Below are 13,418 nucleotides of genomic sequence, written 5' to 3'. Positions count from 1 at the left end.
AGTCATGGTTCGGCGATTCCGGGTTCGTGCCGGCCGTCCATCCATTGGCGCGCCCAGAGCTCCGTGTCCAGATGACTGAACAACTCGATCGGAACAACGAGGCTTTTCGAAGGCATCGGCGACAGCGCCTGTTCGGTGGCCGAACGGTCCAATAGGCCCGATGCCGCCAGTACACCATCGAGCAGGAGTTCACGCAACGCTTCCCGATTGCGGCTCACGATTTCTTCCAGAAAGCCTGGGGCACGGTCTTTCCACAGACGCTGGAGTATGGGCGCGGGTACCATGCCGGCAAAGGCGTCCCGTGCCAACCCACGATCCTTTCCCTCAAAAAAATGGACGTACAGGGGAATGCGCAAAAACAGTTCCACGGCCGGTTGCGCATACAGCGGCGCGACGACCTCCGGTGTTTTGGTGTCAGGATCAGCGGACAGGTCGTAGTAGGGCATCGGATTCGGCAGATTACCGAGCCGGCGCATAAGTGCCCAGGGAGTCTCGTCACAGTCGCGAAACCAGGGATGTACGGGCGTAGAGTCGACAGCTGTACGGGATCGCAGATCCGGATGGGCCAGCCGGTTGATGGTCTCCTGGACTTCCTGTTGATCGGCCGGCGTCTGACCGCGAAACCAGCGTCGCAGGGAGTTGGCCAACACCTGCCAGGACGAACGTTGGGTATAGAGCGAGATTTGGGTCGCCAGGAGCAGAGCGTTTGAACGAAGGCCGTGGCGCTTCAAGTATTCGACGAGGGCAAGCGCGATCGAGTCGCTGCAAAAGCCGGAATCGCCGCCGTCGCCTGAGAATATGGCGGTTGCGCCACGGTCGGCGGTCAGCTGCCGCTCGAGCTTCGAAAGATCGAGATATTCGAGTATCGATACCACGTATACCGATGGGAGCAGTTTGGGCCGCCGACGCAGATCGATCGTTTGTGGGTCGAAAGGATATTCGAGGTGTTCAAAGGCGGCGTGCGCAGCGGCGAGCCGTGCCCAAGGCCGCTCGTCCGCGGGTCCGTGCGGATCGTAGTAGGTATAGCTGGTCACAGTGGGTCGTGAGGGCATATCGGCCAAGCAGGCGCAGATGATGGAGGAGTCCAGGCCTCCGGAGAGCCGCAGCAGCACGGCATCGTGCTCGGCAGCCAGCGTGCGGGTGCAGGCGCGCACCGCGGCGCGCACCATGGCGGCCGCCTGGGCGGGGTGTTCAACCGGATTCGTATCGTAGGCCAGACGCAATGGGTGCCAATGGAGCCGGGTGGTGCGCGTCATGGGGTGCGTGCGAAAGTCGAAGTGAAGACACTCGCCGCCATACAGCGGGCGGACTTCGTTGAGTGCGCCGTGGGAGGTTTCGTGCCGGCCCGAAACTCGATCTCTCAAGTAGGCGGGATTGACGGTGAAGGAGAATGCGCCGAGATTCAGGCAATCGGACACAGAGGAAAACAGCATCGTAAGGCCGTGCAGCGAGGTGATGAAGCAGGGCAGAGGGCCGGTGGGATCCTTGATGATGCAGATGCCGCTGCGATGTTCGTCGCACAGGATGGCGAGGTAGTTGCCCCAGTAATTTTCGATCAGTCGCCGCCCCTGGCTATTCAGGAGCGGCTGTATATCCCGCGGTTCGATGATCGCAGGCCGGTAGGCCGAATCATCGACGGGGTCGGCACGCTGCTCGAACAGGGTGCCGAGCACGATGCCGGCGCCGTGAGGCAGCACCTGGTATTGGGCACTCGGGTGTCCGCCAGTGAGGAAGCATTGCGCCCCACGCGTATCCAATGCCATCTGCCAGTTCAGCCTAGCGAGCAGTGTTCGTTGCAGCGAGCGAGCGAATTCGGCCTGCTGCGGCTCTCTCGCATCCCAGACCCATCCCATGAAGCGCAGCACGGCAGCCTATGCCTCGACGGCGAGAATCGGTATGTACTCGCGTACGGACTCGGGCGTCCCATCCAGGATCAGTTCGTCCTGTTGCACCCAGCTGTGCGCAGCCCAGGGTCTGACGCGCACGCCGATGATCCAGGTGGCGGGTGTCTGGTAATACTGCAGGAAACGCACCAGCGCCAGTGCCTGAAACAGGCATCGGTCCTGTGCGGCAAAGACGTAGGGCCGCAGGCGGCGAAAGATCTGTACGCAGCGATAAGTCTGTGCGGGATCCGCCGGAGATAAGATCGAACCGCCGGTCTGCCTGAAATCCTCGATGGCATGGGCAGCGTCGTACAGTGACGAGGTGCGCAGAATGCAATGTGCCCAAAGGCAGCTTCGCAGGAATCGCCACAAATCTGGCGCACGAATGGATCGATGAGAAGCCCGAACGGTCTCGAGACCGTGCCGCGCTTCCTGCAGGCCGGTGGAGGTTGACGAGAAGATCCTGCTGCATTCAGATTCCGTTTGTAACAGCGCGGACTCGACCAACGCATCGAGAATGTGCCTCGCCGTCGATTCGTTGAATGAATCGCGTTCCAGGTCGAGAGTGGCATCCTGCCAGTTTGCTACATGACGTTGTAATGTCTGCGTTTCGGCTTCACCGACGCCGAGATAACGATTGCGACGCAGATCCAGAAATACTGTGCCGCCGGGGACATGACAGGTATAGACGTGGGCCGGTAGCCAATAGGTGGGGAGGCGCTCGAAACGCGTCGTGCCATCGCCCGGGCGCCGGGTTACGTTCGGCGCTCGATCATTGCTGGAACCCACGGGTTTCGGCCATTCATCCAAATCCAGCGTGGCCGGGCATGTACTGCGAGAGATATTGAATAAAGAAGGCATGTCCATGGTCGTATCGCCATAACGCTGGAGGGCGGAGTGCGCGGCTGGTACCGGCGCCGCGCACTCCGCCGAAGGTTATTGCTGAATTACACCAGCGGCCTCGGTCCTAGAACACGCTCGTTGTCCTGCTGCTGCCGTGCTCCAATCTCCCGTGTCTCGACCCGTGCATCTCCCAGATCGACCATTGTCAGTGTCGTATTCATGACTGTCTCCTTCGATGAGTGCGAGTGATTGCCGACCGCAGTGGCGGGATCAACGTGCGCGCCAGAATCATCGGTGTCAACGGGGATAGTCTTGTAATAATTATTTCCGGTCGCGCGTGGATACGCGCAGGTGAGTCGGGGCCATCCAGGCGCAGTGGAGATTTCCTGAGGCGGATCGGGCGAGAATACCGGAATTCAAGGGGTTTGCAGCCTGTCCGCTTGAAGGACTCGATCAATAAAAATCCCCGGATTCGCCGATGCGTCGTTCTGAACCAGCATTGTGCGACGGTCATTCCGAGCCGGTGCCGGAGTTTGCTAATTTGCTTGTAGACGAACCGGTGCGCCGACATCACCCTTCGGCGCCGGTCGATCCAGAAAAGAAAGCAAACAAGCAAACTCTGACACCATCGGTCATGAACCTGTTTCTTCGGATGTTTTCGGAGAAATCGAAGCGGACAAGCAGGGCAGCGTCCAGGCGGCTGTCTGCTGCATCGTCCAGGAAGTACCCGGAAGGTATCCAGGAATCATCGAAGATTATTTCTTCGAGGATCACCTGGAAGGTCGCCTAGGCAATCGCTCGAAAATCGCTGCAAAATCAACAGAAGATCATGGCAGCATCAACTATAGAATCATTGTTGAAAAGGTTTGTGGGACGATTTCGAGAATGGCCGCCAATGACTGAGAATGGCATTGGGACGATGTCGGGGGCGCTCGGTTGAGCTGCCGGTGGACGCGGCAGCCCGACCCATACACGGTGAATGATATCGGCAAGGGCGCTTGCGATGTCCGGCAGGGTTTTACATCGTGTACCGATGAATGCCTCTGCCTTCCCCGGTCACGCGCGGCTCTTTCGCTTTCACGTATGGCGTGATGTCTGGCTGCTGTTTCGGCGGGCGGCGGATCGCTCCGTGCGGCGTGATTTGCGGATGGTGATCTTGCTGGCGGTGGCGGGTGCCTGCGCGGCGGCGTTGACGCCGCTGGTGCTGAAATTCCTGTTGGATGTGCTGGAGAGGGCGGGAGAGGAGCAATTTGCCGTCACCGCCCTGGCCTTGCTGTATGCAGTGGGTCAGTATTCGACGCGCCTGATCGGCGAGTGGCGCCTGTATCGCCATGGATGTGCGGAGCAGCGCGTATGTCGGGCGATCGGCCGGCGAGTGTTCGAGCATCTACTGTGTTTGCCTTTGCACTGGCATGTCCGGGGGCGCTTGGGGTCGATAGGGCAGCTGGCTGAACAGGGCGTCCAGGGCTGTCGCCTGCTGTTGAGCGCGGCACTGTGCACGGTGTTTCCCGTGTTGCTGGAACTTGGGTTGATCGCCGTCGTTCTCGTCCGGCTCGAGCATGAAATCTACCTGGCAGTATTGCTGGCGGCAACCGCGGCGTACGTGCTGGCGTTCCAGCACGGCGCGGCGGATATCGAAGGGCCGGCACGCCGGATCGCACAGACACATATCGCGGCTCATGCGATGTTTACCGATAGCTTGCTGAATTGCGAAGCCGTGAAATGCTTCAATGCTGAAGCTGCTGCCGGTGCGCGCTATCGCGCTGCGTTGCGTGCCATCGAGGCTGCCTGGCGGGGATTCTTTAGCCGGCGCGCCGCCAACGGCGTATTGCTGGGTGGCATTTTTGCGGCTTGTCTCGGCGCGACGGTGATTTTCGCCGCTCGCGATGTGTTGCGCGGCGCCATGACCTTTGGAGATGTCGTGCTGGTCCATGCGTATGTGATACGACTGGTGGCTCCATTGGAGATGCTTGGGCTGGCATTGCGCGACAGCGCCCAGGCGTTCGCATATGTCGAGCGGCTGTTGGGTGTCCTGGCCGAGCGGCCGGAAGCACCGTTTGCAATGGCTGTGGCAGATGAGCGCACGGTCCCCATGGTTCGGGGCGATGTGGAATTCGACGGGGTCGAATTCTCCTATGAGGAAGGGGCGCCGGCGTTGCGTTCGATCTCCTTTCGGATCGATGCCGGCGATACGGTAGCGATCGTGGGGGGCAGCGGCGCAGGTAAATCCACGCTGATCCGCCTGCTGCTGCGTCTGTACAGTCCAAGCCAGGGTACGATACGTATCGATGGTATGCCTGTGGAGCAGATGCCATTGGCTGTCTTGCGGCGCAAGATTGCCGTCGTGCCCCAGGATGTCATCCTGTTTCACGACACGATCGCCAGAAATATCGCCGTGGGACGCGACGCGCCACGCGAAGAAATCATTTGGGCTGCGCGCCTGGCGAATATTCATGACCGCATCATGAGCCTTCCGCAGGCCTATGATACGCCGGTGGGCGAGCGCGGCGTGCGGCTCTCAGGCGGCGAACGCCAGCGTATCGCGATCGCACGCGCAGTGCTCGGACGAGCACGCATCATCGTGCTGGACGAGGCGACGGCATCGCTGGACGGTGCAACGGAGCGTGGTGTGCTGAGCGAACTGCAACGGATCACTGCGGGAAGCACCGTTCTGGCGATCACCCATCGGCTTGCGACCGTTACGACAGCGGATCGGATCCTGGTGCTCGACGGCGGCATGCTGGTGGAACAGGGCAGCCATGCCGAATTGCTGCAATGCCGGGGTGTGTACGCGGGCCTGTGGCACGCTCAACATCGGCAGGGATTCCGGCGCGACGTGACGCAGCTTGGAGCTTACCCCAGCGGCACCAGATGACGGAATGCATCCAGCCGGAACAACTCGGGGCGGCGCACTCGATGACGGGCGATGCCGAGTGTGATCGTTGCCGGATCGCGTCCGAGATAATTCGCGATGGTGCTCAGGCGGGCGACGCCCAGTTCGATGGCATGCCAGGCGATGACGGAGCGTGCGAGTGCCGGACGGCGCAACCTGGATCGTGAAAACAGTTCGGTGTGCTTCACGTTGAGCATGAGGGTGACGTTGCGGGTAATCTTCTCCAGCGACATGGCGGATCGCGGTATCCGCACGCTGCGCGGTAGCGTAGCGACGAAATTGCCGTCGCCGAGTACGCGGGGATCCACCTCACCGGCCTGGAGCCGACGGATCTCTCCCGCGGCGGGTGGACGCTGCATCAGTCGCGTGTAATCTCCGCGTGCATCTTCATGCATTTCCATCGACCGCAACGCGATATGCTGGTGCAACCAGGCGCGGTTTCGCCAGCCCAGATAATCGAAATGGCTGCTGTAAGGATAGGCGCCCAGGTCCGCCGCCAGGCCGAGCGTTACCGGTAGATAATGGATATAACGGATCATGGACGGCAGCCAACCTTGCGGATCGATGAGCACGGCGTGATAACGTCGGGCGAACAGGTGGCCGGATTCGCCGGTCTGCGAATGTATCGTCCGCACGTAAGGACCGGCATAGCCTTGCAGGAAGCGTCCGAGCGGTACGGTGCCGACCTGCAGCACCAGGTGGATCCGGCATGGCAGGCAGCAATAGGCGATGGCGCGGGTACCGGTGCGCTCGAGCGCGGCGCTGAAGCAGCGCTCGAAAATTCCGTGATGGCCGGGCGCTGGAAAAAGGGGCTGTCGGGCACTGCCGAATTGAGTAACGCAATAGATCCCTCCCGGGACATGCAGTCGTTGCCGGCGTGACATCGCGGGGTACGATCATGTGGAGCGCGGCGGGACGAAGTCTTCCTGCGCACGGCGGCCATCGTCCTGTCCGGCGCTCGTCGGTAATTGAACGGGAATGTCGGCCTCGTGTTGCCGCAGCCAGCCGAGGCATACAGCGACGTCGGCGGGTGTCACGAAGCGTGTGACGGGGGACGGAATGCCGAAACGTTCACGCATGGAGCGCAGCCCTTGCAGGGTGATATCGACGCCGACGGCTGTGACACGATCATTGCCGCAGGGCAGGGTCGGACCGAGCACGGCGGCATCCCAGCCGCAGCGCAGCGCCAGGGGTAGAAGCGCGGTGCCGGCCTGAAAGACGATGCGCTCGATACCGAACAGCAGCGAGGTTTCCATGAGTCCGCAGAAGACTTCCCAAAGAAGCGCCAGCCGGCGCCGCCGGCCGCCGAGGTCCGGTGCAGGACAGAAACGAGAGGCTTCCCAGATCCGCTCGCCGCGTGGTATGCCGCCGTGGAGAGTATGCGGGAACACGTCGCTCATCAGATGCGGGCCCAGGGTCGGCAGTAGGCGCGCGGAGGCCTGAATCCGCCGCTCGCCGCGATGACGGGCAACCAGGTAGATCGTGTCTTCACGATCGTAACGATCCATTTCCAGGCCGCCGGCGTGCGGGATGTTCCAGCCGAGTTCGTCGACGAACACCGCTTTGCGATGACGATACATCTGCATCAGAGCAGAATCGAGAAAACGGCGATTCTCGGCATTGACGATGAAGATCATCCCTCGACCTCCGATTCACTCCGGGCAAGATTGTGATGCTTGCACTCTTTTGTGAATTCGCCTGATCAGGGGTATCCGCTCGTGAGGGTGTTTCGGTTTTCATGCCTCGGCGCTGCCGTCATCCGCGACCGGCCGCGCGCGCAGTACATCGCCGAACGATATCTGATGCCAGGCAAGCGCACACACCAGCGCCTGCTGGCGTGTCGAAACCTGGAACCGCCGCATCGCGGCGGTGATATATGTATGGACCGTATGTGCGCTGATGCCCAGGATCATCGCGATTTCCCAGTCGCTTTTTCCTTGTCCAACCAGTTCCAGACATTCCCGTTGCCGCCGGGACAGTTGAGGCGTTTCGACGGCAGGGCGATTCAAGTTTCTCAGGCGGGCGGCGCACTCGAACAGATGGCCGGCCATCAGCTGGACGGCAAAATAGCTGTGACGATGAATCGAAGATGTATCGGGAATGACGGAACAGGAGGCGCGCAGCGGCAGCGGAGATCGCGGCGAATGAATCGGAATCGTATAGCCGTGCGCGATGCCGAAGCGGCGCGCCTCCGCCAGCATCTTGCGCTGACGCGGCCGCACGCCGATCCTGAATTCCCTGCTGTCCCAAAAGAAGGGCAGCGCCGTGCGGCCGGCACGCACGAATACCGGATCGATGCGATGTAGCTGCTGTTCGCTGTAGATTGCGACCCATGCGCGGGGATAATCGAGCATCATGATCGCATCGCGAGGATGCAGGGGATCGACATGGAAACCGCAGGCGAAGTAGCGAAATCCCAGACGCCCCAGTGCGTGCTGGAAGGCCAGTTTCAGATCGTCGGTATGTGTGGCTCGTTCGCATTGTTCGATGAACGACTGGACGAGGTCGAAGCGATCCATGATTCACCTTCCTTATGCGTGCAGCCCCTGTTCGATGGCCGGGAAAATTCTTCCGGAGGAACCCTTCCTTAGCCCGTGGATCAGGGCCGTCCGAACGCCGGATGCATTACTTGTGCGCCCTTGCGGATTCCGAGGCGGGCGGCCGTTCCGGCCTTGAGCTCGATCACGGCCGCCACCGGATCGATCGACTCGATCGTCTCGAGCGACAGGGGCTTGGTGTGCTCGACCACACGATCCACCGTCCCGTCGGCGCGCACGAACAGCATGTCCAGCGATACATGGGTGTTCTTCATCCACATGGCGATGCGTTCTTGCCGCGGAAATAGAAACAGCATGCCGGCGTTCGCATCGAGTTGCTCGATATGCATGAAACCCCGCGCACGGCGCGCATCGTTATCGGCCAGCCATACATCGAAATCGTGAAGCCGCGCATCGGGCGTGGCGATCCGCAGGTGGGCGCGGGGAAAGAACCGGTCCAGCGCCTGCGCGTCAGGATTCCCGGCATCTTGAGCCGTACCCTGAACCTTCATGGCCATGTGGGATTCATCTTCCGTGTCTTGTGTCTCGAAGTCCACCTGTCCGGCAAAATCGAACCGGGACAACAGGATCGCTCCCGGACCGCGTACTGCGCGCGCCGGCTCGGTGCAGAAACCGCGGGCGACGATCCGATAGCTGCGCAAGCGTCTCGGCAGGCCGATGATGGGCGTCTGGATCACTTCGTCCAGCAGGCACTTGTCGTCACCCTGCGTGCTGTAGAACTGTCCACGGCCTTCGCGGATCACAGTGAGATTGACGGGTTGGGCCTTTGCGGACTGCCCTTCGCGCAGACCGGTAATGCCGAATACCAGGACGAGCCGGTGCGCGGCGCCTACATTGGCAGGGCGGCCGGTGTCGGTCTTGCTCTGGCGAGCGGACGGGCGGGTCGCATCCTCGGCTGCGCCGTGTGCCTCGATGTCGTCGGCTGCGGCCTCCGAGCGGCTGAAGTGTATCCGGATGCCTTGGCCGGCAGGACGTATCGTGCCGGTACAGTGCGTGCCTTCGTTGCCCCAGTCCAATTCGCCCTGGATCGAGCCGGCGATGCGGGCCCGCAGGTAACCGTCGCCCTGCGCCAGGCATCGCGGCGTCTGATCTGCCAAGGGCTCGGATTCATGAGCCGGCCGCGGGGCCGGCGGATAGGTTTTCGTGACCGAATCGGCAGCCGCCGGCTTCAGGACGGCATCCCCGGCTGGGTCGGCGGCACCCGCACTGACCGTGTGCAGGTTCATCGCCAACAGACAGCAGGACATCAGGTGTCGTGGAGGCATCATCATCTATCATCTCGACCCGGCCCGTCAGAATGGCATGATCAGGATGGCATGACCAGGATGGCAGGAATAGCTGCGGCATGGGCAGAATGGGCCGTGCGGAATGAGTTGCGCCAACACGGTCGGCAGTCAGGCCATTGTCGGCTAACATGCGTGTCGAGACCCACCGGGCCGCACCGAGCCGATCGCACATGGCGCCAGAGCGTCCAGACATGAAGCAGAATACAGCGCCGACAGCGACAAGCGGATTCCAGGACGAGCGGCCTGTGCGCCGGCAAATGGAGTTTCGACGATATGTCAGCCGCATCACGCGCCATACCATGGCGGTCGTCATGGCGGGCGGGCGCGGCGAGCGCCTGAAGCATCTGACGGATTTTCGCTGCAAACCGGCCACTCCCTTCGGCGGCAAGTTCCGCATCATCGATTTTGTGCTGTCGAATTGCGTCAATTCCGGTATTCGCCGCATCTCGGTGATGACCCAGTACAAGGCGCACTCCCTGATCCAACATATCCAGCGCGGCTGGAGTTACCTGCGCGGCGAACTCGGCGAGTTCGTCGAGGTGATTCCGGCGCAGCAGCAGATGGGGGAGATGTGGTATCGCGGAACCGCCGATTCGCTCTATCAGAACCTGGAGATTCTCAAACTGCATCATCCGCGTCATATCCTGGTGCTGGCCGGCGATCACATCTACAAGATGGACTATGGTCCAATGCTGGCCAAGCACGTGGAGAAAAAGGCGGATATCACCGTCGGTGTCGTGGAGGTGCCGCGCGAGCAGGCGACGGCCTTCGGCGTCATGAGCGTCGATACGGAATACCGTATCACGAAATTTTCCGAGAAGCCCCGCGAACCCGAGGGCGTTCCGGGCCGCGAACAATTCGCATTGGGCTCCATGGGCATCTATGTATTCAAGGCCAACCTGCTGTACCGGCTGCTGGAAGAGCAGGCGAATCGCCCGGGTACCTCGCACGATTTCGGACGCAATATCATTCCCGAGGCGCTCGACAGGCTGAAGGTGTATGCCTACCCGTTCACCGATGTGCATACCCGGGTGCAGCGCTATTGGCGCGACGTAGGCACGGTGGATGCGTTCTACGATGCGAACATGGAACTGGTGCACGTCGATCCTGAACTCAATATATACGATGAGAAATGGCCGATCTGGACCTATCAGCGCCAGTATCCACCGGCCAAATTCGTGCTCGATGAACAGGGCCGGCGCGGCATGGCCGTCAATTCCATGGTATCCGGCGGCTGCATCATTTCCGGCGCGCATGTGAATCAGTCGCTGCTGTTTTCCAATGTGCGTATCGATGAGCGCAGCTATATAGAGCGCGCCGTCGTTTTTCCGGACGTGTTGATCAGGCCGGGCTGTACGATCAAGAGAGCGATCATCGACACCGGTTCGGTGGTGCCGGCCGGCACTCGTATCGGCGTCGATCCGGCAGAGGATGCGCGGCGCTTCTATATCACCGAGGCAGGCGTGACCTTGGTGACCCGCAGCATGTTGTCCAGCCTGAAACGCGGATAATCCGGTTTTTGCGCACTTGAACCTGCGATCGAACGTTCAGGCGAACGATCCGTCAGGGCGGCAAGCCATGCAGGTCTGCGATTCCGGTTCCCTGTTACCTGCCCCAGTGTCCAGTCCCCAGTTTTTGGAGTCTCTATGCTCAAGTCTTTCGCTGCCTTCATGTCTCGAAGCTTCTCCTCGTCCGGCCGGATGGCTGCGCTGCTGATCGTGCTGGCGGCGGGAACGGCCGGTTGCAGCGCGCTGGCCCCCAGGGTCGAAACGCCGCGCCTGAGCATCGTCAGTATTGCGATGACCTCCGCGGATTTGTTCAATCAGCAGTTCCTGGTGCGTCTGAACGTGGAGAACCCGAACGATCTTCAGTTGCCGATCAAGGCCATCGACTACAAATTGTTCCTGGAAGGAGACAGCTTCGCCGAAGGCTCCACGCACAATGCCTTTGTCGTCCCGGCCTTGGGAGCTACGGAATTCGACATGACGGTGCGCACGAATTTCGTCAGCAGCGCGGGACGGCTGTTGTCACGCTTGAACGGGCGCGACCAGGTCAATTACATACTGGAAGGGTCGGTGCGTACCGATCTGGGACTGCTCCGGAAAATCCCGTTTCAGCGCAGCGGCATCGTCAACCTGCAGATGGTACGTTGATGCCGCGCCGCGGAGATCCGGATCAGATCCGGACCGGGGCGCCCAATAAACGACGATAAAGGTCCAGGTATTGCCGGCTTTGGCGCGGCCAGGAAAAATCCTGCGCCATGCCGTTGCGAACCAGTCGTTTCCAGGTGTCGCGATCCTGGTAGAGATCCAACGCCGTGCCCAGGGCCCAGCGTACCGCCGAGGCATCGAAGTCATTGAATACGATGCCCGTGCCGCTACGGGTGGACGGATCCCACGCCTGCACCGAATCGGCCAGTCCGCCGGTGCGCCGCACGATCGGCACGGTGCCGTATTTCAGACTGTACATCTGGTTCAGGCCGCAGGGTTCGTACATCGAGGGCATCAGGAACATATCGCTGGCCGCTTCGATCAAATGCGCCAGTTCATCGCTGTAGCCGCAATGGAACATGACCCGTTCCGGGAAGCGCTGCTGCAGGCCGGTGAAAAACGTCTCATAGAGCGCATCGCCGCTGCCCAGCGCCAGGATGCCCAGATCCCGTGTAGTCAGGATGTCGGGCAGCACCTCGAACAACAGGTCGAAACCCTTCTGTACGGTGAGGCGTGAAACGATGCCCAGCAGCGGTGCATCCCCCGTCTCGAGATTGAACCAATCCAGCAAGGTGCGTTTGGTCGCGGCCTTGCCGCTCATGTCCTGCGGCGTGTAATGGTGCTTCAGGTAGCGATCGGCGGCGGGGTTCCATTCCTGGTAGTCGACGCCGTTGAGTATGCCGGTTACGCCGTCGGCGCGGCTGCGCAGGGTCGCATCGAGCCCGTGCGCACCCATGGGTGTGCATATTTCCCGGGCATAAGTCGGGCTGACCGTGGTGACCGCATCGGCGTGCAGGACGCCTTCGCGCAACCAGTTGAATGTGCCGTCGGCAAGCGTGCCGGGCTGGACACCGATATCGCCGCCGACGTCGGCGATCGTCGCGGCCGGAAAATTACCCTGATAGCCGATATTGTGGATCGACAGGAGCGAGCGCGCATCGGCGAACAACCGATCCCAGGCGTACAGCGACCGGAGCATCGAGGGCATCAGCGCCGTATGCCAGTCATTGCAATGAACGATCTGCGGCGCGAAGCCCAGGCGCTGACAGCCTTGCAGAGCCGCGTGCTGCAGGATCAAGAAGCGCAGATGTTCATCGGCGTCACCGGTGTACAGCGTGGGACGATCGTAGGCTGCTGGACAATGCACCAGATACAGGGGCACGGAGGATCCCGGGATCTGCGTGTGCAGCAGCGCTACTTCGTAGCGCTGCGCGCCCAGATGCAATTCGATGGCGCGAGCCTGGGAAAGCGGCTGCAGAGTCAACCCCACACTGCTCATGCCGGCATACAGGGGCATGAATACGCGCACATCGCAGCCTTGTTCATGCAGGGCGCGCGGCAGTGCGCTGGCGACGTCCGCCAGCCCGCCGGATTTTGCCAGCGGTGCGACTTCGGAGGCGATGAAACAGATGCGCAAGCTCATCATGTAGAGAGATGTCTGGAATGGGTGGGACGGCGGTGGGCAGGAAAAACGGTCCTTGGACCGGTGCGCTTGTGGGCGAGACGGCCCCCTGCGAAAGCTGCATGCCGGCGAACGCCGGCAACCCGGAGCGGGTATCGTACGGTCTGCGGCATACGCCATCGCCTGCAGACCAGGGCGGTTACCCTAACCACAGGCATTAGGCAGTGCAATAATGGAATAAGCCTGCTGGATGCAGGGCTGGTACCATTATCGCCTCACAGGTCCGTCTTGGGAATAACATCCTGGGAATAACGCTCTGGAAATAATATCCAGGGTGTCCTCG

At 61.2% G+C, this 13,418-nt stretch carries 11 protein-coding genes; 4 read left to right on the top strand and 7 right to left on the bottom strand.

What is annotated here, in order from left to right; all coding sequences use genetic code 11:
- Nucleotides 1–2 precede the first annotated feature (2 nt).
- Both ACG33_RS12305 and ACG33_RS12300 read right to left on the bottom strand, forming a co-directional pair.
- A complete protein-coding gene (locus tag ACG33_RS12305; RefSeq protein ID WP_066921593.1) occupies nt 3–1,865 on the bottom strand; it encodes an asparagine synthase-related protein in 1,863 nt (620 codons plus the stop codon).
- Between the two features lie 6 nt (nt 1,866–1,871).
- Nucleotides 1,872–2,750 carry a lasso peptide biosynthesis B2 protein gene (locus ACG33_RS12300; RefSeq protein ID WP_066921591.1) on the bottom strand — a complete coding sequence of 293 codons (879 nt, stop codon included), beginning with the start codon at nt 2,748–2,750 and terminating at the stop codon, nt 1,872–1,874.
- A 454-nt stretch (nt 2,751–3,204) separates the two neighbouring features.
- Here ACG33_RS12300 and ACG33_RS16225 point away from each other — a divergent pair, with 454 nt between their 5' ends.
- Complete coding sequence (locus ACG33_RS16225) at nt 3,205–3,516, top strand: hypothetical protein (protein WP_157071782.1); 312 nt, start codon at nt 3,205–3,207, stop codon at nt 3,514–3,516.
- Between the two features lie 243 nt (nt 3,517–3,759).
- Nucleotides 3,760–5,601, top strand: a complete 1,842-nt coding sequence (locus tag ACG33_RS12290; RefSeq protein ID WP_066921587.1) for an ATP-binding cassette domain-containing protein — start codon at nt 3,760–3,762, stop codon at nt 5,599–5,601.
- On the opposite strand, the gene ACG33_RS12285 is transcribed toward ACG33_RS12290, so the two are convergent.
- The 4 genes from ACG33_RS12285 to ACG33_RS16575 form a co-directional block, all read right to left on the bottom strand.
- A complete protein-coding gene (locus ACG33_RS12285) occupies nt 5,580–6,503 on the bottom strand; it encodes a hypothetical protein (RefSeq protein WP_066921585.1) in 924 nt (307 codons plus the stop codon). The genes ACG33_RS12290 and ACG33_RS12285 overlap by 22 nt on opposite strands.
- A 12-nt stretch (nt 6,504–6,515) precedes the next feature.
- On the bottom strand, nt 6,516–7,256 hold the full coding sequence (locus ACG33_RS12280; RefSeq protein ID WP_066921583.1) for an acyl-homoserine-lactone synthase: 741 nt from the start codon (nt 7,254–7,256) through the stop codon (nt 6,516–6,518).
- 99 nt (nt 7,257–7,355) lie between these two features.
- Entirely contained in the window at nt 7,356–8,138 is a 783-nt protein-coding gene (locus tag ACG33_RS12275) for a LuxR family transcriptional regulator (protein WP_066921581.1), read from the bottom strand.
- Nucleotides 8,139–8,218: 80 nt separating this feature from the next.
- Entirely contained in the window at nt 8,219–9,448 is a 1,230-nt protein-coding gene (locus ACG33_RS16575; protein ID WP_083536867.1) for a DUF192 domain-containing protein, read from the bottom strand.
- A 272-nt stretch (nt 9,449–9,720) separates the two neighbouring features.
- Here ACG33_RS16575 and glgC point away from each other — a divergent pair, with 272 nt between their 5' ends.
- Nucleotides 9,721–10,974 carry a glucose-1-phosphate adenylyltransferase gene (glgC, locus tag ACG33_RS12265; RefSeq protein ID WP_066921577.1) on the top strand — a complete coding sequence of 418 codons (1,254 nt, stop codon included), beginning with the start codon at nt 9,721–9,723 and terminating at the stop codon, nt 10,972–10,974.
- Between the two features lie 135 nt (nt 10,975–11,109).
- Nucleotides 11,110–11,616 carry an LEA type 2 family protein gene (locus ACG33_RS12260; RefSeq protein ID WP_083536865.1) on the top strand — a complete coding sequence of 169 codons (507 nt, stop codon included), beginning with the start codon at nt 11,110–11,112 and terminating at the stop codon, nt 11,614–11,616.
- Nucleotides 11,617–11,638: 22 nt separating this feature from the next.
- On the opposite strand, the gene ACG33_RS12255 is transcribed toward ACG33_RS12260, so the two are convergent.
- Nucleotides 11,639–13,099 carry a glycogen synthase gene (locus ACG33_RS12255; protein ID WP_066921573.1) on the bottom strand — a complete coding sequence of 487 codons (1,461 nt, stop codon included), beginning with the start codon at nt 13,097–13,099 and terminating at the stop codon, nt 11,639–11,641.
- Between the last annotated feature and the right edge of the window lie 319 nt (nt 13,100–13,418).

The organism is Steroidobacter denitrificans, from assembly GCF_001579945.1.
Lineage (GTDB): Bacteria > Pseudomonadota > Gammaproteobacteria > Steroidobacterales > Steroidobacteraceae > Steroidobacter > Steroidobacter denitrificans.
This window is presented reverse-complemented; position numbering and strand designations above follow the sequence as displayed.

Bases quoted from the DNA above. Each gene is read 5' to 3' on its own strand.
- ACG33_RS16575 (WP_083536867.1), bottom strand. From the start codon at position 9,448: ATGATGATGCCTCCACGACACCTGATGTCCTGCTGTCTGTTGGCGATG.
- ACG33_RS12255 (WP_066921573.1), bottom strand. From the start codon at position 13,099: ATGATGAGCTTGCGCATCTGTTTCATCGCCTCCGAAGTCGCACCGCTG.
- ACG33_RS12300 (WP_066921591.1), bottom strand. From the start codon at position 2,750: ATGGACATGCCTTCTTTATTCAATATCTCTCGCAGTACATGCCCGGCC.
- ACG33_RS16225 (WP_157071782.1), top strand. From the start codon at position 3,205: ATGCGTCGTTCTGAACCAGCATTGTGCGACGGTCATTCCGAGCCGGTG.
- ACG33_RS12285 (WP_066921585.1), bottom strand. From the start codon at position 6,503: ATGTCACGCCGGCAACGACTGCATGTCCCGGGAGGGATCTATTGCGTT.
- glgC (WP_066921577.1), top strand. From the start codon at position 9,721: ATGGAGTTTCGACGATATGTCAGCCGCATCACGCGCCATACCATGGCG.
- ACG33_RS12260 (WP_083536865.1), top strand. From the start codon at position 11,110: ATGCTCAAGTCTTTCGCTGCCTTCATGTCTCGAAGCTTCTCCTCGTCC.
- ACG33_RS12280 (WP_066921583.1), bottom strand. From the start codon at position 7,256: ATGATCTTCATCGTCAATGCCGAGAATCGCCGTTTTCTCGATTCTGCT.
- ACG33_RS12290 (WP_066921587.1), top strand. From the start codon at position 3,760: ATGAATGCCTCTGCCTTCCCCGGTCACGCGCGGCTCTTTCGCTTTCAC.
- ACG33_RS12275 (WP_066921581.1), bottom strand. From the start codon at position 8,138: ATGGATCGCTTCGACCTCGTCCAGTCGTTCATCGAACAATGCGAACGA.